The organism is Ensifer sp. B1-9 (assembly GCF_050474445.1).
In the GTDB taxonomy this organism is placed as follows: Bacteria; Pseudomonadota; Alphaproteobacteria; order Rhizobiales; family Rhizobiaceae; genus Ensifer.
Genome location: NZ_JBCHVG010000003.1, coordinates 272,846 through 297,555, shown reverse-complemented (window position 1 = coordinate 297,555; position 24,710 = coordinate 272,846). Strand labels below are relative to the sequence as shown.

24 protein-coding genes are annotated in these 24,710 nt (G+C 63.3%); 12 read left to right on the top strand and 12 right to left on the bottom strand.

Translation table 11 applies throughout. From position 1 onward, the window contains the following. Nucleotides 1-3 precede the first annotated feature (3 nt). The 6 genes from ACQ5BM_RS07125 to ACQ5BM_RS07100 all read right to left on the bottom strand — a co-directional run bounded on the left by ACQ5BM_RS07125 (nt 4) and on the right by ACQ5BM_RS07100 (nt 5,305). Nucleotides 4-588: a cysteine hydrolase family protein gene (locus ACQ5BM_RS07125; protein WP_429809571.1), complete on the bottom strand. Its 585-nt coding sequence runs from the start codon at nt 586-588 to the stop codon at nt 4-6. A 136-nt stretch (nt 589-724) separates the two neighbouring features. Then, complete coding sequence (locus ACQ5BM_RS07120; RefSeq protein WP_429809569.1) at nt 725-1,102, bottom strand: response regulator; 378 nt, start codon at nt 1,100-1,102, stop codon at nt 725-727. A 2-nt stretch (nt 1,103-1,104) separates the two neighbouring features. Further along, entirely contained in the window at nt 1,105-2,631 is a 1,527-nt protein-coding gene (locus ACQ5BM_RS07115; protein ID WP_429809568.1) for a sensor histidine kinase, read from the bottom strand. A gap of 403 nt (nt 2,632-3,034) precedes the next feature. After that, a complete protein-coding gene (locus tag ACQ5BM_RS07110) occupies nt 3,035-3,382 on the bottom strand; it encodes an ArsR/SmtB family transcription factor (RefSeq protein WP_429809566.1) in 348 nt (115 codons plus the stop codon). Then, nucleotides 3,348-3,866: an SRPBCC family protein gene (locus ACQ5BM_RS07105; protein WP_429809564.1), complete on the bottom strand. Its 519-nt coding sequence runs from the start codon at nt 3,864-3,866 to the stop codon at nt 3,348-3,350. The genes ACQ5BM_RS07110 and ACQ5BM_RS07105 overlap by 35 nt, the downstream gene beginning before the upstream one ends. 107 nt (nt 3,867-3,973) lie before the next feature. Next, nucleotides 3,974-5,305 (bottom strand): PQQ-dependent sugar dehydrogenase, encoded by a 1,332-nt coding sequence (locus ACQ5BM_RS07100; RefSeq protein WP_429809563.1) that lies wholly within the window; start codon nt 5,303-5,305, stop codon nt 3,974-3,976. A gap of 233 nt (nt 5,306-5,538) precedes the next feature. Here ACQ5BM_RS07100 and ACQ5BM_RS07095 point away from each other — a divergent pair, with 233 nt between their 5' ends. After that, a complete protein-coding gene (locus tag ACQ5BM_RS07095; RefSeq protein WP_429809561.1) occupies nt 5,539-6,432 on the top strand; it encodes a DMT family transporter in 894 nt (297 codons plus the stop codon). 58 nt (nt 6,433-6,490) lie between these two features. On the opposite strand, the gene ACQ5BM_RS07090 is transcribed toward ACQ5BM_RS07095, so the two are convergent. Beyond that, nucleotides 6,491-7,321 carry an alpha/beta hydrolase gene (locus tag ACQ5BM_RS07090; RefSeq protein ID WP_429809560.1) on the bottom strand — a complete coding sequence of 277 codons (831 nt, stop codon included), beginning with the start codon at nt 7,319-7,321 and terminating at the stop codon, nt 6,491-6,493. 327 nt (nt 7,322-7,648) lie between these two features. On the opposite strand from ACQ5BM_RS07090, the gene ACQ5BM_RS07085 reads away from it, so the two are divergent. The 7 genes from ACQ5BM_RS07085 (at nt 7,649) to ACQ5BM_RS07055 (ending at nt 14,708) form a co-directional block, all read left to right on the top strand. Continuing rightward, on the top strand, nt 7,649-9,268 hold the full coding sequence (locus tag ACQ5BM_RS07085; protein ID WP_429809558.1) for an AMP-binding protein: 1,620 nt from the start codon (nt 7,649-7,651) through the stop codon (nt 9,266-9,268). 3 nt (nt 9,269-9,271) lie between these two features. Further along, nucleotides 9,272-10,108, top strand: a complete 837-nt coding sequence (gene kynA, locus ACQ5BM_RS07080; protein ID WP_429809556.1) for a tryptophan 2,3-dioxygenase — start codon at nt 9,272-9,274, stop codon at nt 10,106-10,108. 42 nt (nt 10,109-10,150) lie between these two features. After that, nucleotides 10,151-11,290 (top strand): ABC transporter substrate-binding protein, encoded by a 1,140-nt coding sequence (locus tag ACQ5BM_RS07075; RefSeq protein ID WP_429809554.1) that lies wholly within the window; start codon nt 10,151-10,153, stop codon nt 11,288-11,290. A 93-nt stretch (nt 11,291-11,383) separates the two neighbouring features. Continuing rightward, nucleotides 11,384-12,304 (top strand): branched-chain amino acid ABC transporter permease, encoded by a 921-nt coding sequence (locus ACQ5BM_RS07070; RefSeq protein ID WP_429809552.1) that lies wholly within the window; start codon nt 11,384-11,386, stop codon nt 12,302-12,304. A gap of 7 nt (nt 12,305-12,311) precedes the next feature. After that, nucleotides 12,312-13,283, top strand: a complete 972-nt coding sequence (locus tag ACQ5BM_RS07065; protein ID WP_429809551.1) for a branched-chain amino acid ABC transporter permease — start codon at nt 12,312-12,314, stop codon at nt 13,281-13,283. Beyond that, a complete protein-coding gene (locus tag ACQ5BM_RS07060) occupies nt 13,276-14,025 on the top strand; it encodes an ABC transporter ATP-binding protein (RefSeq protein WP_429809549.1) in 750 nt (249 codons plus the stop codon). Before ACQ5BM_RS07065 ends, ACQ5BM_RS07060 begins: the two co-directional genes overlap by 8 nt. Continuing rightward, nucleotides 14,022-14,708 carry an ABC transporter ATP-binding protein gene (locus tag ACQ5BM_RS07055; protein ID WP_429809547.1) on the top strand — a complete coding sequence of 229 codons (687 nt, stop codon included), beginning with the start codon at nt 14,022-14,024 and terminating at the stop codon, nt 14,706-14,708. Before ACQ5BM_RS07060 ends, ACQ5BM_RS07055 begins: the two co-directional genes overlap by 4 nt. A 9-nt stretch (nt 14,709-14,717) precedes the next feature. Here ACQ5BM_RS07055 and ACQ5BM_RS07050 read toward each other — a convergent pair whose 3' ends face one another. The 5 genes from ACQ5BM_RS07050 to ACQ5BM_RS07030 all read right to left on the bottom strand — a co-directional run bounded on the left by ACQ5BM_RS07050 (nt 14,718) and on the right by ACQ5BM_RS07030 (nt 19,841). Next, the gene (locus tag ACQ5BM_RS07050; protein ID WP_429809546.1) at nt 14,718-15,686 is read right to left on the bottom strand and encodes a threonine ammonia-lyase; all 969 of its coding nucleotides are present in this window, start codon (nt 15,684-15,686) and stop codon (nt 14,718-14,720) included. A 135-nt stretch (nt 15,687-15,821) separates the two neighbouring features. Beyond that, nucleotides 15,822-17,069 carry a kynureninase gene (gene kynU, locus ACQ5BM_RS07045; protein ID WP_429809544.1) on the bottom strand — a complete coding sequence of 416 codons (1,248 nt, stop codon included), beginning with the start codon at nt 17,067-17,069 and terminating at the stop codon, nt 15,822-15,824. A gap of 15 nt (nt 17,070-17,084) precedes the next feature. Beyond that, nucleotides 17,085-18,008: an ABC transporter permease gene (locus ACQ5BM_RS07040; RefSeq protein ID WP_429809542.1), complete on the bottom strand. Its 924-nt coding sequence runs from the start codon at nt 18,006-18,008 to the stop codon at nt 17,085-17,087. Nucleotides 18,009-18,013: 5 nt separating this feature from the next. Then, nucleotides 18,014-18,793 carry an ABC transporter ATP-binding protein gene (locus ACQ5BM_RS07035; RefSeq protein WP_429809540.1) on the bottom strand — a complete coding sequence of 260 codons (780 nt, stop codon included), beginning with the start codon at nt 18,791-18,793 and terminating at the stop codon, nt 18,014-18,016. A 64-nt stretch (nt 18,794-18,857) separates the two neighbouring features. Beyond that, nucleotides 18,858-19,841 (bottom strand): ABC transporter substrate-binding protein, encoded by a 984-nt coding sequence (locus ACQ5BM_RS07030; RefSeq protein ID WP_429809538.1) that lies wholly within the window; start codon nt 19,839-19,841, stop codon nt 18,858-18,860. A 161-nt stretch (nt 19,842-20,002) separates the two neighbouring features. Between ACQ5BM_RS07030 and ACQ5BM_RS07025 the strand changes: the two genes are divergently transcribed. From ACQ5BM_RS07025 to ACQ5BM_RS07010, 4 genes are all read left to right on the top strand, one after another. Then, entirely contained in the window at nt 20,003-20,776 is a 774-nt protein-coding gene (locus tag ACQ5BM_RS07025) for a GntR family transcriptional regulator (protein ID WP_429809536.1), read from the top strand. Nucleotides 20,777-20,874: 98 nt separating this feature from the next. Continuing rightward, nucleotides 20,875-21,399 carry a MarR family winged helix-turn-helix transcriptional regulator gene (locus ACQ5BM_RS07020; RefSeq protein ID WP_246304504.1) on the top strand — a complete coding sequence of 175 codons (525 nt, stop codon included), beginning with the start codon at nt 20,875-20,877 and terminating at the stop codon, nt 21,397-21,399. A 214-nt stretch (nt 21,400-21,613) separates the two neighbouring features. Beyond that, nucleotides 21,614-23,935: a bifunctional salicylyl-CoA 5-hydroxylase/oxidoreductase gene (locus tag ACQ5BM_RS07015; RefSeq protein ID WP_429809534.1), complete on the top strand. Its 2,322-nt coding sequence runs from the start codon at nt 21,614-21,616 to the stop codon at nt 23,933-23,935. Further along, the gene (locus ACQ5BM_RS07010) at nt 23,932-24,708 is read left to right on the top strand and encodes an SDR family NAD(P)-dependent oxidoreductase (protein WP_429809532.1); all 777 of its coding nucleotides are present in this window, start codon (nt 23,932-23,934) and stop codon (nt 24,706-24,708) included. Before ACQ5BM_RS07015 ends, ACQ5BM_RS07010 begins: the two co-directional genes overlap by 4 nt. The last annotated feature ends 2 nt before the right edge of the window (nt 24,709-24,710 follow it).

Below are 24,710 nucleotides of genomic sequence, written 5' to 3'. Positions count from 1 at the left end.
CGCCTAGGCCCGCGCCAGCGAAAGCCACTCCTGCGTCGTCGCGATCTCCAGCTGAACCGAGAAGCGATTGCCGAGGAGGTCGAGCGCGGCATTGTACGTTTGATCAACGGAGCTGCAGACGGCGTCCTTCAACAGGATCACCTTGTAGCCCAGGTCAATCGCGCCGAGCGCGGTCGCCAGGACGCAGACATCCGTTTCGCCGCCCGTCACCACGATCGTTCCGACATCCTGATGAGCGAGCAAGCTTTCCAGCTTGCCGCTTAGCCAGGGCGAATAGGTGCGCTTGTCTAGGACCCGGGCAGGCGGCACCAGACGCTGCAAGGGATGAAGCAGATCGAGCAGGCCCGGGTCGAGCCGTGTCGCTGTCATCATCGGCCATTTTTCATAATAGGACCGCCACATGCCAGGCATTTCTGCCGGCAATTTTGGCGGAATGAACCGGGTAAAGACAGTGCGATCAGGAAAACGACCGGCGACCTCCAGCACCTGGTCCGAGATCGTCGCCATCCAGTCCACCTGCCATGGCGTCTCCTCGTTGAACATGCGCTGCATGTCGACGCAAATATGAATCCAGCGTTCCGCGTTCATGATCACAATCCACCCGACACATAGCGCCATCCCATGCATTTGGGTCCGGCGACCCAACCCGCGGGATGAAATGCGGTTCCTTCTCAGGGCTGTAAGCGCTCGATGCAGGCGCGACCAGCCAGGCTGCCCGGGCCCATCATGAGCGGCTGCCTTCGAAAAGCGTCGTGAGAGCCTTCACCAGTACCGCGCTCGCGAAGGGCTTGGAAAGGATCGGGGCCGCATGGCGTGTCCCGCTGAGCGCCGTGTCGCCATAGCCGCTCAGGATGATAAAAGGGATCGATCTTTCATCGCATGCGTCCGCGACCGGAAGCCCGCTCTGTCCCTGGAGGTTCATGTCCAGCACGACGGCATCGATTTTGGCCTCGCATTGCAGCAGCCCCAATGCCCGCCCCACGGTGGGCGCAGGACCAACCACTTCGCCGCCGGCATCGATCAAGGTGTCCTCGATCGACATGGCCACCAGCATCTCGTCTTCGACGACAAGTATCCGGCGTCCCGCCAAAATCGCAGACATGGTCATTCCCCCCTGTCGTCCACGCCGGCGCGCCGCCCGTCGACGAAATCCATCCCGATCGTGCAGGTAACTCCCGACGCTTCGAACCGAAGATCGACCGGGTGTCCGAGTTCGCTGGCGAGCCCGCGGTTGAGAACGCGCAGCCCGAACCCCTGGTGGTCCGGAGGTGACGCGGGCGGTCCGCCGCGCTCTTCCCACCGGACCGAACACGTGTCGCTGCATTGCCACGACAATAAAACGCGGCCGCTGGTGTTCGACAGAGAGCCGTATTTGATCGCATTGGTCAGTAATTCGTTGAACGCCATCGAGAGCGCGAGAGCCTGTTTGGGGCTGATGCGGACCGCAGGTCCTTGAAGAGACACCCGCCCATCTTCGATCCAGGCTGCGAGAACGGCTTGGGCAATGTCGTTGAGGTGTACCGCCTGCCATGCCTCGCTCGTGAGCAGGTCGTGCGCCTTGGCAAGAGCAAGCAGCCTGGTGTTGAACGCGCTGGCAAACGCTTCCGGCGTCTCCGAGCTCTTAAGCGTCTGTTCGGCAAGGGACTGCACGGTTGCCAGCGTGTTCTTCACACGATGATTGAGCTCGCCGATGAGCAGCTTCTGGCGCTTTTCCGCCCTGCGCTCCTCGGTTCGATCCCTGAAGATCTTGAGGTAGCGGTCCGGTCCGCTCTCCTCGACGGGAAGCATGACGCCGGAACCCCAGAAACGGGTTTCATCCTTGCGGTAGTGCCAGCGCTCGTTGGTTGCCCGGCCCTCCTCGCGAGCCGTTCGCATCTCCTGGTCGGGGACATCCGACGCACGGTCCTCAGGGCTGAAGAAAATGTCGCCCGGTTGGCCAAGTATCTCGCTCTCGCGATAACCGAGCAGCCGTTCGGCGCCACTGTTCCAGCTTGCGATCCGTCCGGCACCATCGAGCGTGATGATCGCATACTCGCTGGCGCTATCGAGGATGATCCGCAAGCGCTCGTTGCTGCGGCGAAGTCCCTTCTCGGCACGCTGATGCGCCTCCTCGATCCGTCTGCGTTCGATGCTGAAGCCCAATTGCCGGGCGATCGTCAGGGAGAGAACGGCTTCCTCCTCGGTGAAGATGTGCACGACTTCGCGATAGGTCATGAACTTGCCAATGACCACGCCGTTGGCGGTCAAGGGAATGAAGGCGAGCGCGCGGATCCCTTCGCGCCTTATGATGTCCTTCAGCGCCTGAGGCTCGTCGGCGAGCTCTATGTCGCTGATGAAAATCGGGGTGGCGTCGCGGTCACCAGGTCTCCACGGCGAATGGCCGTCGACAGCCCGGCGATAACCTTCCGAGAGCCCGCGAGACGCGACGAAACGCATCACCCCGGCATGATCGAAAAGCAGAATGGAGGCACGGCTGCAGCGCAAGGCTCGCTCGATCGCATCGAACGTGGCATCGAAAATGTCGGTGATCGAATCGGCGCGGTAGAGAGCATCCGTGAACTGAAAGAGGGCCGCCAGTTCGTCGGCCTTCTTGATCCAGGAACTATCGACGCCGGACGAACCCTGCCTCATGTCTGCACCTCGGGTCCCGGCGAGAGGTCTGCCGAAACCACCCCTGAAAGGCTGCGATCACGAATGCCACTTGCGAGATTGGTCCGTCCACGCACGCCCGGTGACCAAAAGAAAACAACTGTAGCGCGGCGCTTCGATTTCAAGCCTGCCGGGACCTCGATTGGACCGATCACGGACAAGTGCGACGGCGATCCGGGCGGGGCCTCCCGATCGTTGTCGGCACGAGATGGGCTCGAGAGCCGAGGCGAGGCGTTCCCAGCGCCTGTCCGCAAGTGGTCCGTCGCGAAAGACCTATCCAAGGCCGCGACCGTCGGCAATCATCGGACCGCAGCCGCGGTGTCGTTTCTCCTCTCCGACGCGTCGGACTGGGTCACCGGCCAGGTCGGCCGAGTTGCCGGCGGCCTCAGGGTGTCTCGACAAGCGATTTGAGCCGGCCAAGCGCCTTGTCCCAGCCCTCTGCGATCGCCTCGAGAAATGCGCGCGCCTCTTCAAGGCGGCGCGGATCGACCGCATAGAGGACCTCCCTGCCGTGACGCTCGTGCACCACCAGCCTTGCCGTCACCAGCACCTGCAGGTGTTTCACGATCGCCTGCCGGGTGATTGCCTGCCCCTCGGACAGTGCCGTTGCCGTCAGGGCACCGGCGGCCAGGAGCCGCGTGACCAGCGCAAGGCGGGTCGTATCGCCGAGCGCCGCAAAGACGCCCGCCAGTTCCCGCTCAGGCGTGTTCGACATGGCGCTTGATGTTTTCAATCTGGGCGCTCCAGCCACCGTCATTCATGAGAAATGCGCGCTTGCGCCGATGCGCCGGCACGTTTTCGAAGCCGGATTCCGTGACCGTCAACCGTGTGTCGCCGGCAACCGCCTCCAACCGGAATTCGACGAGTGTGGTCGGCTCCCGCGCGGGATCGCATTCGGCGTCGAGGCCATAGGGTATCCAGCGGAAGCTGAAAAGCCGCGGCGCATCCATTTCCTCGACGGTGCAGAAAACGGCATTCGGTTCGGGCTGGCGGATCGGCGCCGGCTCGAGACCCATCGAGGCCTGGTATTTCGCAATATGCTCTTCGTTGAACTCTCCCTTGAAAGAGCCCGTTACCGCCCGTCCCGGAGCAAAAGGCTCGTTCAGCTCGACGCCAAACCACTGCCCGAATTCCGAGACGTCGGTTATCGCCCGCCAGACGCGCTCGATGGGCGCGCGCAGCAGGATTGCCTTCTCGATACGATCGAATGAGCTCATAACGCTTTCCTTTCGTGCAACGATTTGGTTGCAAGTATAGCGACTGCCGACAGATGCGCAACCAAATAGTTGCACATTTGTCCGCCGACCCTTCGTCGCGAGATCGCTCAGGACGCGGGCGCGACCCGCCACACCTTGTTGCCGACGTCGTCGGCAACAAGCAACGCACCGTCACGGGCGATCGCGACACCGACCGGCCGCCCCAGCGCCTTGCCGTCGTCGGTCAGGAATCCCGTCAGGATATCCCGCGGCGGGCCGGACGGCTTGCCGTTGTCGAAAGGTACGAAAATCACCTTGTAGCCGCTGCGCGGGATCCGGTTCCACGAGCCATGCTGGCCTACGAAAGCGCCATTCTTCATGTCGCGGCCGAAGAGGTCGCCAGTGTTGAAGGTCAGGCCGAGAGAGGCGGTGTGGGCGCCGAGCGCATAGTCCGGCTTGATCGCGCGCGCCACCAGTTCGGGAGCCTGCGGCTTGACCCGCTCGTCGACATGCTGGCCATACCAGCTATAGGGCCAGCCGTAGAAGGCGCCATCCTTGACCGAGGTCATGTAATCGGGAACGAGATCGGGCCCGATCTCGTCGCGCTCGTTGACCGCAACCCACAGTTCACCGCTATCCGGCTGCCAGGAGAGCCCGTTGGGATTGCGAAGCCCGGATGCGAATAGCCGCATTTTCCGGGTGGAGAGGTCAATCTCGTGCACGGCGGCACGTCCCTTTTCCTCCTCCATGCCGTTTTCACCGACATTGGAATTGGAACCGACGGTGACATAAAGCTTCGACCCGTCCAAGCTGGCGACGAGATCCTTCGTCCAGTGGTGGTTGCGACCGGCCGGCAGGTCGATGATCTTCTCGGCGGGTGCCGCAATCTCGGTTGCCCCTTCCTGATAGGGAAAGGCCACGATTGCATCGGCATTGGCGACATAGAGCTTGCCGTCGCGCAGGGCCATGCCGAAAGGCGAATTGAGCCCGTTGATGAAGGGAGTCTTTGTTTCGGCCACACCGTCACCATCGGCATCGCGCAACAGCGATATGCGATTGGCGCTCTGGCTTCGGGCACCGGCCCTGCCCTGGATGAGTCGGGCAGCAAAGGCCCGCACGGAAAAGCCTGGCTCGGGCTGCGGCGGTGCATTACTTTCAGCGACCAGCACGTCGCCATTCGGCAGCACGTGCAGCCAGCGCGGGTGATCTAGGCCGCCTGCAAACTCCTTGACGGCAAGGCCCTCGGCCGCCGATGGCATCGTGCCCGCAGGCCAAGGCGTGGCTTCCGCGACATTGACGGACGGCACGCGCTCGATCTTTGGTTCGACCAGCACCGGGTTGGGACCATAGGTCTGTTCGATCGGCACCGTTGCCTCCTGTCGCGACAGGTAACCAAGGCCCACGCCGCCAGCAGCCGCAACGACGCCAAAAGCCAGAAGGGCGATCACGAGCTTTTTCATGGCGGATTCCTTCGATGTCCGAACCTAACGACAGCCGGCTTCAGGCGTTCCGGGCGCCTGGAGAAAAGTGCAGAAAAACGCGTTCGCAATCAACGCCAGCGCGCAAGCGCCGTCCAGAACGAAACACCCTGTTGATGCGGCTGAAAAAGCGCTGGACGAACGCCGTTTGCTCAAGCTTTAACGGAGGCCGAGAAGAGCTTTTTCGCAAGCCGCAGTCTACCGATCGGAACATCATGCCAATTCATGAACTCGCCGCGCTGGGGGCGGCGACCTGCTGGGCCCTGACGGGATTGATCTCGGCCGGGCCGGCCGGCCATCTCGGCGCGCCCGCCTTCAATCGCCTTCGGCAGATCTTCGTCACAGGGCTCCTGGCAATCTATGTGCTCGCCACCGGAACGTGGCGTGAGCTTCATGCCGCAAGCGTTACACCACTGCTTTTGTCGGGTTTGATCGGTATTTTCATTGGCGACACGCTGCTCTTCGCAGCGCTCAATCGGCTGGGTCCGCGACGCTCCGGCATCCTTTTCGCCCTCAACGCGCCGATCGCCGCCTTGCTCGGCTGGCTGCTGCTCGGCGAAACACTGTCGCCCACAGCGGTTGGAGGCATCGCGCTGACGGCCACCGGCGTGTTTCTCGCCATTCTCTTCGGCAAGCGCCGGGCGCAGATTCACGAATGGGAAAAGGTCAAGGGGCCGCTTTGGATCGGCGTGCTGCTCGGACTCGGCGCCGCCACCGGTCAGGCGATCGGCTCGATCATCGTGCGACCGGTCATGGCCGCCGGCATCGATCCTTTTGTCGCCTCCATGCTGCGCGTCGGCATTGCGGCCTTCTGCCTGAGCATCCTGATTCAGCTACCGATTCCATCGGTCAAACCGAGGGCGCCACTGACGCTTAAGGTTGCCGCGATGACGGCGCTGACCGGGGTGCTCGCGCTTGGCATGGGGATGACGCTGCTGCTCTTCGCGCTTTCAGGCGGCAAGGTGGGCATCATATCGACATTATCGGCGACCTCGCCGGTCATGATCCTGCCGATGCTCTGGCTGAGGACGGGCGAGCGGCCCGCCGCGGGAGCCTGGGCCGGGGCTGCCCTCGTCGTTCTTGGCATGGCGCTGATCTTCATTCGCTGACACCCGCAGCCCCGTGGATGCGGGCTTCGCGACCATCCCCCTTGGTCCGGCGCCGCGCTCACACCGAAAGCAAGGTTCTCGTCAGCGGATGCGCGGCATCGGCAAGGCCATCTATGACGTTGAAGTGATGCCTGTCCGGCTCGACGACGGTCGCCGTGGTCGCCCCAAGTCCGGTCCAGATATTGGCAAGCAGCGCATTCTGGCGCAGGAATTCCGCGCGCTCGCCGCCACCGACCCAGCAGGTGATGCGGGCATTTGGCATGGGCCGCAGCAGCGCCGGGCTTTCCGAGAGCGCCTCCGCCTCATCGATCGCCAGCTTCTCGTTCATCCCGGTCGACATCATCGGGCGCAGGTCATGCACACCCGAGATCGAGACGACGTTGCGGATGCGCTCCTGGACATCGGGAGAAAGCGGCGCGGTCGCCGTGATCATCCGGCTGGCGAGATGGCCGCCGGCCGAATGGCCGGTCAGCATCAGCGGGCCCTCGACCAGTTTCGCTGCTTCGCTGATGGCCGCCGCGACCTCCCCGACAATCCCGGCAATGCGGATCTCCGGGCAGAGCGTATAGGACGGCATGGCAACGGCATAGCCATGGGCGACGGCGCCGGCGGCAAGATGCGACCAGAAGCTTTTGTCGAGCTGCAACCAGAATCCACCATGAACAAAAACGACCAGACCCTTCGCCGCCTCATCCGGGAAGAACAGGTCCATCCGGTTTCTGGATCGCTCGCCATAGGCAACGTCAAGCTTGGCCAGCCCGGATGCTGAAAGCGCGTTGCGGAATGCCTCGGCAGGCCCCGCCCATGCCTCCGGCCACCGATCGCCCCGCGCAATGTTCACGCCATTGGCATAGGCATCGTTCCAATCGGAAACACGGTGTTCCAGCATCGATGCAATCCTCCCTTCGATGTCTCCCCATGCACTAGAAATCACCCGCCCCGGCGAGAAACGCAATGGCGTCATTGGAAAAACTTTAGGCTTGAAATAATTTTAGACTGGTGCGATGCTGCCCCATGTTCAGCCGAGAAGTGGAGGTCTCGCTGTGCCCATCACGATCATTGGAGTCGTCGCAGCGACGGCGCAGCCCATCGGCGACGATGCGGCGCAGCCTGCAACCTGTTCGCATGCAGGGCTCCGCACCACCGCAAGAAATTTAGCCGGCTTTGAAAAATGCCTGCGCAACAGGCAGGAACTGAACAAGGGAACAGCCGCCACATGCTCGGACCGACTTCGCACGTCGATACATTCACACGCGACCATCTGCCGCCACCGGAAGAATGGCCGGAATTCCTTCTCGAAGGCTTCGACTACCCGGACCACCTCAACGCCGCCGTCGAACTGACGGATGCCATGGTCGCCAAGGGTTTTGGCGACCATACCGCGCTGATCGGCAACGGCCGCCACCGAACCTATAAGGAACTGTCCGACTGGACAAACCGGCTCGCCCATGCGCTCGTCGAGAACTACGGCGTAAAGCCAGGACATCGCGTGCTCATCCGCTCCGCCAACAATCCGGCCATGGTTGCCTGCTGGCTGGCGGCGACAAAGGTCGGCGCGGTCGTCGTCAACACCATGCCGATGCTGCGCGCCGGCGAACTGACGAAGATCGTCGACAAGGCAGAGATCGGCCTGGCGCTCTGCGACACGCGCCTGATGGACGAGATGATCGCCTGCGCCAAGGACAGCCGCTTTCTGAAACAGGTCATCGGCTTCGACGGGACCGCGAACCACGACGCCGAACTCGACCGGATCGCGCTCGACAAGTCCGTGGTCTTCGAGGCAGTGCATACCGGACGCGACGACGTGGCACTGCTCGGCTTCACCTCGGGCACGACAGGTGTCCCGAAAGCGACCATGCACTTCCACCGAGATCTGCTTGCGATCGCCGACGGCTACGCCCGTGAAGTGCTCGGCGTCACGCCCGACGACATCTTCGTCGGCTCGCCGCCGCTCGCCTTCACCTTCGGCCTCGGCGGCCTTGCGATCTTCCCCTTGCGTTTCGGGGCAGCGGCAACGCTGCTCGAGCACGCGACGCCCGCCAACATGGTGGAGATCATCGAGAAGTACAGAGCGACGATCTCGTTTACCGCCCCCACCGCCTATCGGGCAATGATGAAGGCGATGGACGACGGCGCTGACCTCTCTTCCCTGCGCGTGGCGATCTCCGCGGGCGAGACCTTGCCGGGACCCGTCTTCGAGGAATGGACGGCAAAGACCGGCAAGCCGATCCTCGACGGGATTGGCGCCACCGAAATGCTGCACATCTTCATTTCCAACCGTTTCGAGGACCGCAAGGCCGCCTCGACCGGGAAACCCGTCGGCGGCTATGAAGCGCGGATCGTCGACGACGAGATGCGCGAAGTCCCCCGCGGCACGATCGGCAAGCTTGCCGTGCGCGGCCCGACCGGCTGCCGTTATATGTCGGACGCGCGCCAGCGCGACTATGTTCGCGACGGCTGGAACCTCACCGGCGATGCCTTCTACCAGGACGAGGACGGTTTCTTCCATTTCGCCGCCCGGTCAGACGACATGATCATCACCGCCGGCTACAACATCGCCGGCCCGGAGGTCGAGGCCGCCCTGATTTCCCACCCGGAAGTCGCCGAATGTGCCGTCGTCGGCGCGCCCGATGCGGAGCGAGGCCAGATCGTCGAGGCCTATGTCGTGCTGGTATCAGGCGTGCCAGCGGATGACGCGACGATCAAGCGCCTGCAGGACCACGTGAAGGCGACGATCGCGCCCTACAAATATCCGCGATCGGTAAAGTTCCTGGACAGCCTGCCGAAAACAGCCACGGGCAAGATCCAGCGGTTCCGATTGCGGTCGGAGAACTAAACCATGAGCAAATCATACGATCCTTCGAAAGAAGGCGCCCAGATGTCGTTCAAGGGCCGCATGTCCTACAGCGACTACCTGATGCTGGAGAAAGTGCTCGACGCACAGGAGCCGCTATCCAAGGCCCATGACGAGATGCTGTTCATCATCCAGCATCAGACATCGGAACTCTGGATGAAGCTCGCGCTGCACGAGATCAACGCCGCGGTCCGCTCGATCCGCGACGACCGGCTGGAACCCGCCTTCAAGATGTTGACGCGGGTCGCGCGCATCTTCGAACAGCTAAACAGCGCCTGGGACGTGTTGCGTACCATGACGCCGAGCGAATACACCACGTTCCGCGAATCGCTCGGCCAATCCTCCGGCTTCCAGTCCTGGCAGTACCGGGCGATCGAGTTCCTTGCCGGCAACCGCAATGTCGCAATGCTAGGGCCGCATGCGCACCGGTCCGACATCATGGAGAAGCTGGAAGCAATCCTCGCCGCGCCGTCGCTCTACGACGAAGCGATCCGGCTGCTATCGCGCAACGGCTTCGATGTCGGCGAGGAGGCCGATCGGACCGATTGGCGCGAAACCCGCACGGAAAGCGACAAGGTCTTTGCTGCCTGGCAGACCGTCTACCGCGATCCCGAGCGCTACTGGATGCTTTACGAGCTCGCCGAGAAGCTGGTCGATTTCGAGGATTACTTCCGGCGCTGGCGCTTCAACCACGTCACAACGGTCGAACGCATCATCGGCATGAAACGCGGAACCGGGGGCACATCCGGCGCGTCCTATCTGAAGAAGATGCTCGAAGTGGAACTCTTCCCTGAGCTCTGGCACGTGCGCACGGGTCTCTGATAGAACACAATTTATAAGGGAACCCCAAACGAGGAGAACAGCATGAACCGCATTCTGGCAGCGAGCCTTCTTGGCCTCTCGCTTGCGACGTCGAGCCTTGCCCATGCCGAGCCGGTGAAGATCGGTGTCATCACCACGCTTTCGGGGGGCGGTGCGGGTCTCGGCATCGACATGCGCGATGCCTTCACGCTTGCGATCAAGCAGTCGGGCAACAAGGACGTGGAACTGGTGATCGAGGACGATGCCCAGAAGCCGGAACTTGCGGTGCAGATCGCCGAGAAGATGATCCAGGGCGACAAGGTCGATCTCATGACCGGGATCATCTGGTCGAACCTGGCCATGGCCGTCGTGCCGAACACGGTTGCGCAGGATGTGATCTATCTCTCGCCCAATGCCGGCCCGTCCGCGCTTGCCGGCGCGAACTGCAACCCGAACTATTTCAACGTCGCCTACCAGAACGACAATTTCCACGAGGCGATGGGGCAATACGCCAACAAGGACTACAAGAACGCCTTCATCCTGGCGCCCAACTATCCAGCCGGCAAGGACGCGCTGACTGGCTTCAAGCGCTACTATAAGGGCAGCCTCGCCGGCGAGATCTACACGCAGGTCGGCCAGACGGATTACGCCGCCGAAATCGCCCAGATCCGTGCATCCGGCGCCGATAGTGTCTACTTCTTCCTGCCCGGCGGCATGGGTATCGCCTTCATGAAGCAATATGCCCAGTCGGGCGTGAACATCCCGGTCATGGGCCCCGGCTTCTCCTTCAGCCAAGACGTTCTGCCGGCGATCGGCGATGCCGCGCTTGGCGTCAAGAACTCAGCGACCTGGTCGAAGGACCTCGACAACGAGGCCAACAAGAAGTTCGTCGAAGCCTTCAAGGCCGAGTACAAGCGCCTGCCCTCGATCTATGCGGCGCAAAGCTGGGATACGGCCAACCTGATCCTTGCCGCGCTTTCGAAGGCGAGCGTCAAGGATAAGGACGCCTTCCGCGCGGCACTCAAGGCGGCTGACTTCCAGTCGGTGCGCGGCAAGTTCGTCTTCAACAACAACAACCACCCGATCCAGAACATATATGTGCGCGAGGTGGTGAAGGAAGCCGATGGTGTGCTGACCAACAAGATCATCGCCACGGCCTTCGAAGATCACAAGGACGCCTACGCCGAGAAGTGCAGCATGTGATGCCAGCACCTGTCGTCGCCCGGATGCACGGCCCTGATGCCGGCATCCGGCCGATGATCCATGTCCTCCCGACATCAAGCTTGGACCGGTCTCTTGTTCACCGCACTCCTGATCGAACAACTGCTTAACGGGCTTCAGCTCGGTGTGATGCTGTTTCTGATGGCCGCCGGCCTGACCCTGATTTTCGGCGTCATGGGCCTGATCAACCTTGCCCACGGCTCGCTTTACATGATCGGCGCCTTCGCCTGTGCGACCGTCGCTGCGGCCACCGGCTCCTTCTGGATCGGTCTGATCGCCAGCCTCGCCGCCGCAGCCGGCGTCGGTGCGATCATCGAGGTCGCGGTCATCCGCAGGCTCTACGACCGCGATCATCTCGACCAGGTGCTTGCCACCTTCGCGCTGATCCTGATCTTGTCCGAGGGCGCGCGCTGGCTCTTCGGCTCGTTCCCGCTCTATCTCGACATACCGCCTTTGCTGCAGGGTGCGGTACCGCTCCCGGGCGGAGGCCAGTACCAGCTTTATCGCCTGGCGATCATCGGTGTCGGCATCGCGGTGGCCGTCGGTCTCTACCTGCTGATATCCAGGACGCGTCTCGGCATGCGCATCCGGGCGGGCGAGTCCGACCGCGAGATGATCGGGGCGCTCGGCGTCGACATCGGCACGCTCTATACGGTCGTCTTCGCGCTTGGCGCAGCGCTCGCGGGCCTTGCCGGCGCCCTGGTCGGGGCGCTGCAGTCGGTACAGGTCGGCATGGGCGAGCCGGTGCTGATCCTCGCCTTCGTCGTCATCGTCATCGGCGGCATCGGCTCGATCAAGGGCGCGCTCGTCGGCGCGGTGATCGTCGGCGTCGTCGACACGATGGGCCGCTTCCTGCTTCCTTCGCTGCTGGCACTCACCATGCCCGCGTCGCAGGCGACGACGATCGGCGCGGCACTCGCCTCGATGCTGATCTATGTGGTCATGGCGCTGATCCTCGCCTTCAGGCCGAGCGGCCTGTTTGCGGCGCAATCATGAGGTCCCGATGAGCCGCGAAACCACCGTCAACCTGCTGCTTGCCCTTCTGCTTCTCGGCACACCGCTTCTGGCCGCCGGCCTGGGCGAACCCTTCTACGTGACGCTCGCCACCCGCGTCACCGTGTTGGCGCTCGCCGCCGTCGGCCTCAATCTCGCGCTTGGGCTCGGGGGGCTGCTCTCCTTCGGGCACGCCGCCTTCTTCGGCCTCGGCGGTTACGTCGCCGGCATCCTCGCGACGCACGCCTTCAATGCAGAGCCGCTCTTCGCCGACATCCCCGCAACGTCGTCGATGCCGCTCATCTGGATAACGGCCGTGGCGGTCGCCGGGCTCGCGGCGCTGCCGATCGGTGCGATCAGCCTGCGCACATCAGGCGTCTATTTCATCATGATCACGCTCGCCTTCGCACAGATGATCTATTACTTCGCGATCTCCTGGCCGGCTTATGGCGGCGAGGACGGGCTGTCGTTGTCGATGCGCAACGTCTTTCCTGGCGTCAACACCGCCAAGCCCCTGCCCTATTTCCTGATCTGCTACGCGGCCCTGATGGCAGCCCTTCTTCTGTTTCGCGTGGTCGAGGGTTCACGCTTCGGCAGCGCCCTGCAGGCGGCGAGGCAGAACGGGATCCGCCTTGCCGCCGTCGGCATTGCACCCTTCAACATCCACCTCGTCGCTTTCGCCGTCTCGGCGATGATCACAGGGCTCGCCGGCGCGCTCTATGCCGACCTCAACCGCTTCGTCGGCCCCTCGATGCTCTCCTGGCACATGTCGGGCGAGCTGATCGTGCTGATCATTCTTGGCGGCAAGGGCCGGTTGTTCGGACCGGTCGCCGGCGCGATGATCTTCGTCTTCTTCGAATACGTGCTCGGCGGCATCACCGAGCGCTGGCAGTTCTTCCTCGGCCTCATCCTGCTCGGTATCGTGCTCTTTGCCCGCGGCGGATTGCTGGGTCTCCTCTCCGGAAAGCCGCGCCATGTCTGAGCCCGTTCTCGAAATCCGCGATCTCCGTAAATCCTTCGGTGCCCTCAAGGCGACCGACGGCGTCAGCCTCGAGCTTCGCCCGGGCCAGATCCACGCGCTGATCGGCCCGAACGGCGCCGGAAAAAGCACGCTGATCAACCAGATCGCCGGCTCGCTGAAAGCCGATAGCGGCACCATCCGCTTTCTCGGCCAGGATATTGGCGGCCTCGACATGGCCGCGCGCGCCCGGCTTGGCCTCGCGCGCAGCTTCCAGATCTCGTCGCTCGCGCAGGAGTTTTCAGCCCTTCGCAATGTCATGCTGGCGGTGCAGGCGCGGCAGGGCAGCAGCTTTCGCTTCTTCCGCCAGGTGACCCGCGACAAGGACCTGACCGAACCTGCGATGGCGATGCTGGAGCGCGTCGACCTTGCCGCGCGCGCCCATGTGCCGGCGGCCGAACTCTCGCACGGTGAACGCCGCCAACTCGAAATCGCCATCGCGCTGGCGCTGTCGCCCAAGGCGTTTCTCTTCGACGAGCCGATGGCCGGCATGGGACCGGAGGGCTCGAAGCGGTTGACGACGTTCCTCGACGGCTTGCGCTACGAAGCGCCGATGCTGCTAGTGGAACACGACATGGACGCGGTTTTTGCGCTGGCAGACCGCATCTCGGTGCTCGTCTATGGTCGCATCATCGCGTCGGGCACGGTCGATGAAATCCGCAGCGACCCGGAAGTCCGCCGGGCCTATCTGGGAGAAGCCGCGTGAGCCTGCTCGAAATCAAGGGCCTCGAAACCTTTTACGGGGCTTCCCAGGCGCTTTTTGGTGTCAATCTCGATGTCCGGGAGGGCGAGGTGGTCGCACTCATGGGCCGCAACGGCATGGGCAAGACGACGACGATCAATTCGATCCTCGGCCTCCTACGCCCACGCGCCGGCGCTATCACCTTTGCGGGCAAGGCGATCTCCGGCATGCGGCCGCACCGGATCGCAAGACTCGGCCTTGGGCTTGTGCCCGAAGGACGGCGCTGCTTTCCCAATCTCACCGTCATGGAGAACCTCGTCGCCACGGCCCGCGGCAGCGCGTGGAGCTTCGAGAAGGTGATCGCACTCTTTCCTCGCCTCGGCGAGCGGCGCGACCAATATGCCAATACGCTTTCGGGCGGCGAACAGCAGATGCTGGCGATCGGCCGGGCGCTGATGACCAGTCCCAGCCTGCTCATTCTCGATGAGGCAACCGAAGGGCTGGCGCCGGTCATCCGCCAGGACATCTGGTCGGCGATCCGGACGCTGAAAGCGGCAGGACAGTCGATCCTCGTTATCGACAAGACGCTTTCGGAACTACTGCCGGTCGCCGACCGCTGCTTCGTCCTGGAAAAGGGCGCGACGGTTTTCAAAGGCGCTCCAGCAGCGCTGACGCCAGAACTTCAGGACCGCTATCTCGGCGTTTGAGCCAGCCGCTCAGGCTGCGGGGATGCCCCCGCCGAGCACGGTGGAATAGGCGATAGCATCGATGTTGCCGCCCGAGATAACGCAGACGATGTTTCCCTTGAGATCCGGCCTGCCGATGGCTGCGGCAAGCGAGGCAGCACCCGCGCCCTCGGCGACGATCTTAGCCTTCTTGAACAACAGCCGCATCGCGTCGCACACATGCCCCGGGCTGACGGCAATCGCACCGTCGATCAAGTCGCGCGCCACCGGCCAAAGCTGCGGCACCAGCGACGGCGCGCCGATGCTCTTGATGAAGGACGGTCGGGTTTCGATCGTCACGATTTGGCCAGCGGCAAGGGCCGCCGAAACCGGGGCGGCGCTGTCATCCTCAACCGCAAAGACCCGGCAACCGTCAGAAGCGGTCTTGACGGCGCTTGCAATCCCCGTGGTCATGCTGCCACCGCCAAAGGGGGTGAGCACCACGTCAACATCGGGCAGATCCTCGGCGATTTCCATGCCGATGGAAGCGTTGCCGGCAAGCACGGCCTGATCAGTCACTGGATTGATCAGCAGTTCCGGTGCATCCGGACGATCGGCGGCGGTGATATAGTCCCACCACGTTTCTTGGGTGACGAAGCGCACCTCGCCGCCAAGCTCGCGCACACCATCGACCTTGGTCTGCGGCGCGCCGCGATACATGTAGGCAACCATGGGCACGCCGACGAGCCGTGCCGCCCAAGCCATGCCATAAGCCATGTTGCCGGAACTGGTGACCGCCACGCCCTGCCGCAGATCGACCGGATCGCGCGACAAGACTGCATTCAGCGCCGGGCGAAGCTTGAAGGCGCCAATCGGAGACAGCGTCTCCAGTTTCAAGAAGATCTGTCGGTCGGGAAATCCGAGGTCGAGCCTGACCAGCGGCGTGCGCTCAAAGTGCGGCGCAATTCGCTTGCGGGCTTCTGCGATTTCATTCGGGGTCGGACGGTATGGCGCGATCATTGCTTAAGTCCCCCGTTAGCCGTCCTCTCACCTTCTGCACAGTGGTCCTGAACCAGTCCGCTGGCGACGACCTTAGTCTGCGTCTGAACAGAAGCTGCGGGCGAAATGCCGCCCCCAGTTCGTCAGCGCCATCAATCAGGTCACGGCTGCACGGACCGCGAAACGCGTATCCTGCCATGCACCGGTGCTGAGGATCTCTTCCAGAATCTCAACCGCCCGCCAAACGTCGGCATAGCTCACATAGAGCGGCGTGAAGCCGAAGCGCATCGTGGTGGGCGCGCGGAAATCGCCGATGACGCCACAGGCAATCAGCGCCTGCATGATCTCGTAAGCGTGCGGGTGGCTGAACGACACCTGGCTGCCGCGCTTGACGCCGTCGCGTGGGCTTTCGAGCTCCAGCCCATAAGCACCGCATTTCGCCTCGACCAACGCGATGAAGAGGTCCGTGAGCCGCATGCTCTTCTCGCGCAGCGCCTTCATGTCGACCTCGTCCCAGACGTCGAGCGCGCCCTTCAGCGCCCGCAGCGACAGGATCGGCTGCGTGCCGCAGAGGAAACGTCGAATGCCCTCGCCAGCGGCATAGTGCTTTTCGAAGGCGAAGGGTCGGGCGTGGCCCCACCAGCCGCTGAGCGGCTGGCGGATATCGCCGTGATGCCGGGTGGCGGCGTAGATGAACGCAGGGGCGCCGGGGCCGCCGTTCAGATACTTGTAGGTGCAGCCGACGGCGAAATCGACATTGGCACCATCGAGATCGACCGGCAGGGCGCCGGCCGTATGGCAGAGATCCCAGATGACCAGCGCGCCGTGTTCGTGCGCCTTGCGGGTCAACGCCGCCATGTCACGCAATTCACCGGACTTGTAGTTCACGTGGTTGACCAGAACCACGGCGACGCTGCCGTCGATCAGGTCCTCGATCTCGGGCGCATCGACCCCTTCGAGACGCAGCGACGCGCCGGGACGCGTCGAGACCACACCCTCGGCCATGTAAAGGTCGGTCGGGAAACTGCCACCCTCGCTGACGATGACCGTACGGTCGGGTCGCAGGGCCATGGCGGCATGCAAGGCCTTGTAGATGTTGATCGACGTGGTGTCGCAAACGACAGTCTGGCCGGCGGCCGCCCCGATCAGCCGCCCGACCCGATCGCCGAGCGCAAGCGGCATGTCGAACCAGCCGGCCGTATTCCAGCTACGGATGAGATCCTGCCCCCATTCCTCGCTCGCGGCCTTGTGCAGTTCGGCGAAGGCAGCGGTCGAGGCCACCCCGAGCGAGTTGCCGTCGAGATAGATGAGGCCTGCAGGCAGGACGAAACGGTCTCGCATCGGATGCAGCACATCGGCTGCATCCATGGCTTCGATCGTTGCAAGATCAGGAACTGCATTCATGAAGGTAGTCCTTGTTTATTCGCGAACGGTTTCGCGGGCGGGTGCTGGCCCGCGGCTTCGCTTGAGACTCGGAAGAGCCAGCATGGCCAGAACGAAGAGGCCGGTCGCCAGTTTCAGATCTGGCGGCGGCATGCCGGCCGCCAGGCAGAAGGAGACGAGCTGATAGTAGACGATCGCGCCGACAAAGGGGGCTGCGAGCTGGCGCAGCACATTTTGCTTGCCGACGATCGCCTCGCCGATCATGAGCGCCGCAAGGCCGTTGATCAGAATGCCGAGCCCCATGTTGACGTCGGCAAAGCCCTGCGACTGCACCATCAGCGCGCCACTGCCCGCCGAAAACGCGCCTGCAAGGCCGACACCGCCGATCGTCGCCAGCCAGACATTGATGCCTTGCGCTTCCGCCATGTCGGGATTGGCGCCGACGGCGCGAACGGCCGTGCCCTTCTCCGTCCGGAAGAAGTGATAAAGCAGGAACAAGACGATGAGCGCGATCAGCCCGGCGACGACGATCTTGCTTGCCGGGAAGCCCGGCTGCAGCCCCGGCGCCCAGTCGAACACCGTCGACGCGCCGAAGACCGAAAGGTTCGATCGGCCCATGATCCTGAGATTGATCGAATAGAGCATCGTCATCATCAAGATGCCGGCAAGCAGCGTATGGATCCGGAACCGGAGATGAATGAAGGCCGTGCAGCAGCCGGCGACGAAGCCGGCGACGAGCGCGATGGCGATTGCGGCAAGCGGCGACATGCCGGCCGCCATCAGCACGCCGCAGACGCAGCCGCCGAGCGGGAACGCGCCTTCGCTGGTGAGATCAGGAAAGCTCAGCATGCGGAACGGGATCATGATCCCGAGCACGACGAAAGCGAGGATCAGGCTCTGCGCCAGCGTCACGGGAACGAGCGAGATGAAGCTCGCGAGGGTGTTTTGAAGAATATCCATGATCGTCAGCTCGCCAGGAACATGCGGTCGGTTTTGACGGAGAAATGGCCGATCAGGTCCGGCACCGTCGTCTGGGCCTTGTCCTTGCCGTCGATTTCGAGACGCACGCGCCCGGCATCGAGCATGATGACCTTGTGGCCAAAGTCCACCGCGTGCTGCATGTTGTGCGTCACCATCAGCGTCGTCAGCTTCAAGGCCTCGACCGCACGGATCGTCGCCTGCATGACGATATCGGCGGTGCGCGGATCAAGGGCCGCGGTGTGCTCGTCGAGCAGCAGCAACTCTGGCTCACCGCCGACCGCCATGATCAGCGACAGCGATTGCCGCTGGCCGCCGGAGAGCAACTCCACCCGCGTGTCGAGACGGCTTTCGAGGCCGAGCCCGAGCAGCGACAGGCGCTCCTTGTAAGTCGCAAGCCGCGTGGGATTCAGCCCGCGGCGCAGGGTCCGCTTGTTGCTGCGCAGTTCGGCAAGCAGCATGTTTTCCGCGACCGTCATGCTGGCGGCGGTGCCGCGCATCGGATCCTGGAAGACGCGGGCAAGCCGCATGGCACGCTTGTGGACGGGCATGGCCGTCACGTCGTCCCCGTTGATGACGACCTTGCCCGAATCGAGCACAAGAGCGCCCGAGATGGCATTGAGCATGCTGCTCTTGCCGGCGCCGTTCGAGCCGATGACGACACCGAATTCGCCTGTCTTGAGACGCAGGTCCAGGCCGTCCAGCGCGACCTTTTCGTCCGCCTGCCCCTTGTAGAAAACCTTGCGGGCCGATCTGATTTCCAGCATTGGCTCCCCCTAATGATCGCGCGACGGCGCCCTTGGCGCCGTCACTGTTGAGACCAACCGGAAATCAGTCGACGACGCAGTTGCACTCGGTGGCGAGCGCCGCCGGCACCTCGATGCCGAAGGCCGCCGCCGCCTTCTTCGAGATCAGCGGTGCGTGATCTTCATAGGCCGGACGCGACGGCGCGATCGTCTTCGGGTCCGTGCCCTTGAGGATCTGGGCGGCAATCTTGCCGGCGTTGACGCCGACCTGCTCGTAATTGACCGCAAAGCTTGCCGGCACGACGCCATCGCGGACGGCGCCGTCATCGGAATTGACGATCGGGATCTGCGCCTGGCGTGCGGCCGCCGAGACGGCGCCGATCGCCGGTTGCAGCAGGTTCGATGCAGGCGTGTAGATCACATCAGCCTTGCCGGCGAAGGAGGCGATGCGCTGCTGGATGTCATTGACGTTGTCGACGCCGACCTCCACGACCTCGAAGCCGGCGGCAGGGGCTGCTTCCTTGATCTTGTCGAGCAGCGCGGTGTCGTTCGCTTCACCCGGGTTGTATGGCACGCCGAAGCGCTTGGCGTCCGGCAGGAGCTTACGGGTAAAGGCCATCACGGCGGCCACGTCCTGAAGGTCCGTCGCGCCGGTCATGCCTTCGTCACCCGCCTCCCAGGATGGAACGAGCTTCGCGGCAACCGGATCGGTAACGGCCGAAAAGACGACCGGAATACCGGAGCCGGCAAGCGCCTTCTTGGCGATCTGCGAGACGGGCGTGGTGATCGTATAGACCAGCTTCGGTTGTTCGGCCTGCAGCTTGGCAATCATTTGCGGCACGAGCGAAGCGTCGAAGTTGGTGTGGCTCTCGGTATAGACCACATCCTTGCCTTCGACGAAGCCGTTCTCGGCCAGCGCCTTCTTGAAGCCGGCGATCGACGCGTTCAATTGCGGATGTTCACCGAAATTGGCGATACCGATGCGGATCGGATCGGCGGCGGCGACGCCCATTCCCCATGCCATTGCGCCGGCGACGACCAACCCCGAAAGCCAAGTGCTCTTGCTCATACATCCCTCCCAGAATTTGACGAGCGTTACCGCCCTCCTGGGCGGCGTGCGTGGATGATGGCGAGGGTCGGAGGTCTTGTCAAACAAATATATATATTTTCACGATCGAAGCAGAACTATATATATTTGTGTCGATCCGATGCGGGCGCTAAGGGAACGGGATGCAGGAGCACGAACAGTCGACCAAAACCGAATCGGCCTACCGGTTGCTACGCCGCGACATTCTGGCGACACGGCTGAAGCCCGGTGCGCCGATGAAGTTGAGCGCGCTGCGCGAGAGCTATGGGATCGGCTGGACGCCTCTGCGCGAGGCGCTGTCGCGTTTGGAGGCAGAGGGCCTTGTCACGGCGATCAGCAATCGCGGCTTCGCCGTCGCACCGGTGTCACGCGAGGAACTGGATGATCTCACCCGCGCGCGCCTCGCGGTGGAAATGCCGCTGTTGATCGAGTCGATCGAGAACGGTGACAGCGCATGGGAATCCGCCGTCGTCACGGCGCACTATCGGCTGTCCCGCTGCAAGGTCTCCGTCGAGCACTTCTCCGAAAGGGAGGTCGACGAGTGGGACGAAAAGCACGCCGGTTTCCATGCGGCGCTGATCAGCGCGGCGCGATCGAACTGGCTCGCGCGCTTTCAGGCGACGATCTCCGACCAGCTTCGGCGCCACCATCGTTTCTTAAGCCTTGCCCCGACGATGAGGGCTGCCGCCGGCATGAGCGAAGGCTATGAGGAGGCCGTCGCAGCCTTGCAGGACGCCATGGCGATCACGCATCACACCGAGCTCATGGAGGCGGCACTCGATCGCGACATCGAGCGCGCCAAGGCGCTGATGGCCGACCACATTGGCTTTACCGTCAATGTCTATGTTCAATCCGAAGATGGCGGGAGCGCCTCGGCTTCCACGCGACAGACGGCGCCGGGGCTTGCGTCCAAATGACGACCAATGACAGCCTGTCCAAGAGCCGCAAACGCCTTTAAAAAGCGAAAGCAGGAAGAGCCTGCCGATTTGCGCAGAGTTAGAAGCGGACATTGGGAATGATGGGTGAAGACAAGTTCGACACTTCGCCGGAATGGGTGGATGGCGAGACCAAGGCGCTCGAGGCTCCGGGCGATCACCGCGCCGAGCTGAGACTCTGGCTGCGCCTGCTGACCTGCTCGACGCTGGTCGAGAGCGAGATCCGTCGCAGGCTCCGGGAAGAATTCGACTCGACCCTGCCACGCTTCGACCTGATGGCCCAGCTCGAACGCGCGCCCGACGGCATGGTGCTTGGCGAAGTCTCGAAGCGCATGATGGTTTCGCCCGGCAACATCACGGTTCTGGTCGAGCGCTTGACCGAGAGCGGCCATATCAGCCGCACGACGCTTCCGACGGATCGGCGCGTGCAAGTCATCGCGCTGACACCCTTCGGCCGTGCCGAATTCGAGAAGATGGCAGCAACGCATGCCGATTGGATCTCCGAACTGTTTGCGGGTGTTTCACCGCAGGACAGCAGCGTGCTGATGGACGAGCTTGCCAAGCTCAAGCGGTCCATTATCGCCGCACTGGCGCGCAATAGCTGAGGCGCTCGCTTTTCCTTCTCTCTCGAGAACTTGCGAAACGGCACAACGTCTCCGCGTCGTCTTTCGACGCGTGCGCTGGCGTCGCATTTGCCCAAAACAATTTTAAGCTTGAAATTTCTCCCGAACGAGTCCAACCTGTTCCAAGCAGTCCGGGATGACGGTCGAGGGCATCTCGACGGCGACACGCGCAGCCGGAGCTCGGGAGGAGAACCATATGCGGATCGTCTGTATCGGTGGCGGGCCCGCGGGCCTGTATTTTGCGCTACTGATGAAGCGCCAGCACCCGGAGCATCACGTCACAGTCGTCGAGCGGAACCGCGCCTTCGACACCTTCGGCTGGGGCGTCGTCTTCTCCGATGCGACCATGCAGTCGATGCGGCAATGGGATCCGGAGACGGCCGAGGCGATCGAGGTCTCGTTCAACCACTGGGACGATATCGAGCTGGTCTTCAAGGGCCGCAAGATCAGGACGACCGGCCACGGCTTTGTCGGGATCGGCCGCAAGAAGATGCTCAACATCCTCCAGGACCGCTGCCTCGAACTCGGCGTCGAGCTTCTGTTCGAGCAGGACGTCGAAAGCGACGAGCAGTTTTCCGATGCGGACCTGATCATTGCTTCCGATGGTGTCAACTCGCGGATTCGCAACAAGTATGCAGACGTCTTCCGACCAGACATGGTCGTTCGGCCGAACCGCTATGTCTGGCTCGGCACGAACAAAAAGTTCGACGCCTTCACCTTCGACTTCCAGCGCACCGAACATGGCTGGTTCCAGGCGCATATCTATCGCTTCGACGAGAACACCTCGACCTTTATCGTCGAAACGACCGACGACGTCTTCCGGGCCCACGGCCTCGACCGGATGGACCAGGAGCAGTCGATCGCGTTCTGCGAGAAGCTCTTTGCCGAAACCCTCGACGGCCACAAGCTGATGACCAATGCGCGGCACCTTCGCGGTTCCGCCTGGTTAAACTTTGGCCGGCTGATCTGCGAGAAGTGGAGCCATTTCAACGGCCGCAGCCACGTCGTTTTGATGGGCGACAGCGCCCACACCGCCCACTTCGCCATCGGCTCGGGCACCAAGCTTGCCATCGACGACGCGATCGAGCTTACCCGCCAGTTCGACATCCTCGGCCACGACAAGGCCAATATCCCCGCGGTGCTTGCTGCTTACGAGGAGGTGCGCCGCGTCGATGTCGCCCGCATCCAGAATGCGGCCCGCAACGCGATGGAATGGTTCGAGGTGGTCGGCACGCGCTACGCCGACACGCTGGAGCCCGAACAGTTCATGTATTCGATGCTGACCCGCTCGCAGCGCATCAGCCACGAGAATCTTCGTCTGCGCGACAAGCACTGGCTCGAAAGCTTCGAGCGCTGGTTCGCCGAACGCGCCGGCGTCGAGCCGGCCGCAAACGGGGCGGTCCCGCCCCCGATGTTCACGCCATTCCGTCTCCGCGGCCTGACGCTCAAGAACCGCATCGTGGTTTCGCCAATGGCGATGTATTCGGCGACCGACGGCGTGCCGAACGATTTCCACCTGGTGCATCTCGGCGCGCGCGCCATGGGAGGGGCTGCCCTCGTCTTCCCGGAAATGACCTGCGTCTCGGCCGATGCCCGCATCACGCCCGGATGCCTGGGGCTCTGGAACGACGAGCAGGCGCAAGCCTTCAAGCGCATCGTCGACTTCGTGCACCAGCAGACACCCGGCAAGATCGGCATCCAGCTCGGCCACGCCGGGCGCAAGGGCGCTACCAGGGTGCCATGGGAGGGGATCGACCAGCCCTTGAGCGAGGGCGGCTGGCCGCTCATTTCCGCGTCCGCCCTGCCCTATCTCAAGCATTCCGACACGCCGCGCGAAATGACCCGTGCCGATATGGATCGCGTCGTCGCCGACTTCGTGCAGGCCACCGAGCGTGCTCGCGATCTCGGTTTCGACATCCTCGAACTGCACGTGGCGCACGGTTACCTGCTGTCGAGTTTCCTGTCACCGCTCACCAATATGCGCACCGACGAATATGGCGGCGATCACGCGGCGCGCGCCCGCTTCCCGCTCGAAGTCTTCCGCGCGGTTCGCAAAGCGTGGCCAGACGACAGGCCGATGTCGGTGCGCCTCTCGACCCACGACTGGCACGAGGGCGGCAACACACCGGAGGACGCGGCGATCTTCGCCCGTCTGTTCAAGGAGGCCGGCGCCGACATGATCGACTGCTCGTCCGGTCAAGTGGTGAAGGAAGAAAAGCCGGTTTATGGCCGGCTGTTCCAGACGCCGTTTTCCGACAAGATCCGCAACGAGATCCAGGTCCCGACCATCGCCGTCGGGGCGATCTCCGAAGCCGACCACGCCAATTCGATCATCGCGGCCGGGCGCGCCGATCTCTGCGCGATTGCGCGGCCGCATCTGGCTGACCCCTCCTTCGTCATGCATGAGGCGGCAAGGATCGGCTATGACGGCCAGCCCTGGCCGAAGCAGTACCACTCCGCCCGGGCGCAATATGTGAACAATCTGGCACGTGCGGCGACGTCGGCGGGCAAGCCATGAGCAAAAGGCACGCCTTCGTCACAGGTGCGGGAAGCGGTATCGGCAAGGCGATCGCGCTGGCGCTCGCCGCCGAAGGCCATGTCGTCAGCCTCGCCGGACGCCGCACCATGCCGCTCAAAGCCGTACGGGACGAAATCGTTGCTGCGGGCGGACAAGCCTTTGTCCGCGACGGCTTCGATGTGACCAACCCGGAGGCCGTCGAGCAAGGCGTTGCAGCCGCGATCGCGGAAACCGGGGACATCGCCGTTCTCGTCAACTGCGCTGGCGAGGCACCCTCGGCGCCGTTCGAGAAGACCGATCTCGCACTCTGGCAGCAGGTGCTCTCGATCAACCTGACGGGGGTCTTTCTCGTGACGCAGGCAGCCCTTGCCTCGGTTCGCCGCGCCGGCAACGGCCGGATCGTCAATGTCGCAAGCACCGCGGGCCTCACCGGCTACGCCTATGTTTCCGCCTATTGCGCATCGAAGCATGGCGTAATCGGCCTGACGCGCGCACTCGCGCTCGAGCTTGCCCGCACCGACGTGACCGTCAATGCCGTTTGCCCCGGGTTTACCGACACGCCGCTGATCGACGGCGCGCTCGATACGATCAGCGAAAAGACCGGTCGTTCGCGCGAGGAAGCGCGCGCCAGCCTTGCCCGTTCCAACCCGCAAGGGCGCCTGGTGACGCCGGATGAAGTGGCCGACACCGTCTCCTGGCTCGTATCGGAAAAGGCAACCGCGATTACCGGCCAGGCGATCGCCGTCGCCGGCGGCGAAGTTCTCGGAGGATAGAG

Coding starts and splice junctions, on each gene's coding strand:
- ACQ5BM_RS07125 (WP_429809571.1), bottom strand. CDS start 588: ATGAACGCGGAACGCTGGATTCATATTTGCGTCGACATGCAGCGCATG.
- ACQ5BM_RS07120 (WP_429809569.1), bottom strand. CDS start 1,102: ATGTCTGCGATTTTGGCGGGACGCCGGATACTTGTCGTCGAAGACGAG.
- ACQ5BM_RS07115 (WP_429809568.1), bottom strand. CDS start 2,631: ATGAGGCAGGGTTCGTCCGGCGTCGATAGTTCCTGGATCAAGAAGGCC.
- ACQ5BM_RS07105 (WP_429809564.1), bottom strand. CDS start 3,866: ATGAGCTCATTCGATCGTATCGAGAAGGCAATCCTGCTGCGCGCGCCC.
- ACQ5BM_RS07100 (WP_429809563.1), bottom strand. CDS start 5,305: ATGAAAAAGCTCGTGATCGCCCTTCTGGCTTTTGGCGTCGTTGCGGCT.
- ACQ5BM_RS07095 (WP_429809561.1), top strand. CDS start 5,539: ATGCCAATTCATGAACTCGCCGCGCTGGGGGCGGCGACCTGCTGGGCC.
- ACQ5BM_RS07090 (WP_429809560.1), bottom strand. CDS start 7,321: ATGCTGGAACACCGTGTTTCCGATTGGAACGATGCCTATGCCAATGGC.
- ACQ5BM_RS07085 (WP_429809558.1), top strand. CDS start 7,649: ATGCTCGGACCGACTTCGCACGTCGATACATTCACACGCGACCATCTG.
- kynA (WP_429809556.1), top strand. CDS start 9,272: ATGAGCAAATCATACGATCCTTCGAAAGAAGGCGCCCAGATGTCGTTC.
- ACQ5BM_RS07075 (WP_429809554.1), top strand. CDS start 10,151: ATGAACCGCATTCTGGCAGCGAGCCTTCTTGGCCTCTCGCTTGCGACG.
- ACQ5BM_RS07065 (WP_429809551.1), top strand. CDS start 12,312: ATGAGCCGCGAAACCACCGTCAACCTGCTGCTTGCCCTTCTGCTTCTC.
- ACQ5BM_RS07060 (WP_429809549.1), top strand. CDS start 13,276: ATGTCTGAGCCCGTTCTCGAAATCCGCGATCTCCGTAAATCCTTCGGT.
- ACQ5BM_RS07050 (WP_429809546.1), bottom strand. CDS start 15,686: ATGATCGCGCCATACCGTCCGACCCCGAATGAAATCGCAGAAGCCCGC.
- kynU (WP_429809544.1), bottom strand. CDS start 17,069: ATGAATGCAGTTCCTGATCTTGCAACGATCGAAGCCATGGATGCAGCC.
- ACQ5BM_RS07040 (WP_429809542.1), bottom strand. CDS start 18,008: ATGGATATTCTTCAAAACACCCTCGCGAGCTTCATCTCGCTCGTTCCC.
- ACQ5BM_RS07035 (WP_429809540.1), bottom strand. CDS start 18,793: ATGCTGGAAATCAGATCGGCCCGCAAGGTTTTCTACAAGGGGCAGGCG.
- ACQ5BM_RS07030 (WP_429809538.1), bottom strand. CDS start 19,841: ATGAGCAAGAGCACTTGGCTTTCGGGGTTGGTCGTCGCCGGCGCAATG.
- ACQ5BM_RS07025 (WP_429809536.1), top strand. CDS start 20,003: ATGCAGGAGCACGAACAGTCGACCAAAACCGAATCGGCCTACCGGTTG.
- ACQ5BM_RS07020 (WP_246304504.1), top strand. CDS start 20,875: ATGATGGGTGAAGACAAGTTCGACACTTCGCCGGAATGGGTGGATGGC.
- ACQ5BM_RS07015 (WP_429809534.1), top strand. CDS start 21,614: ATGCGGATCGTCTGTATCGGTGGCGGGCCCGCGGGCCTGTATTTTGCG.
- ACQ5BM_RS07010 (WP_429809532.1), top strand. CDS start 23,932: ATGAGCAAAAGGCACGCCTTCGTCACAGGTGCGGGAAGCGGTATCGGC.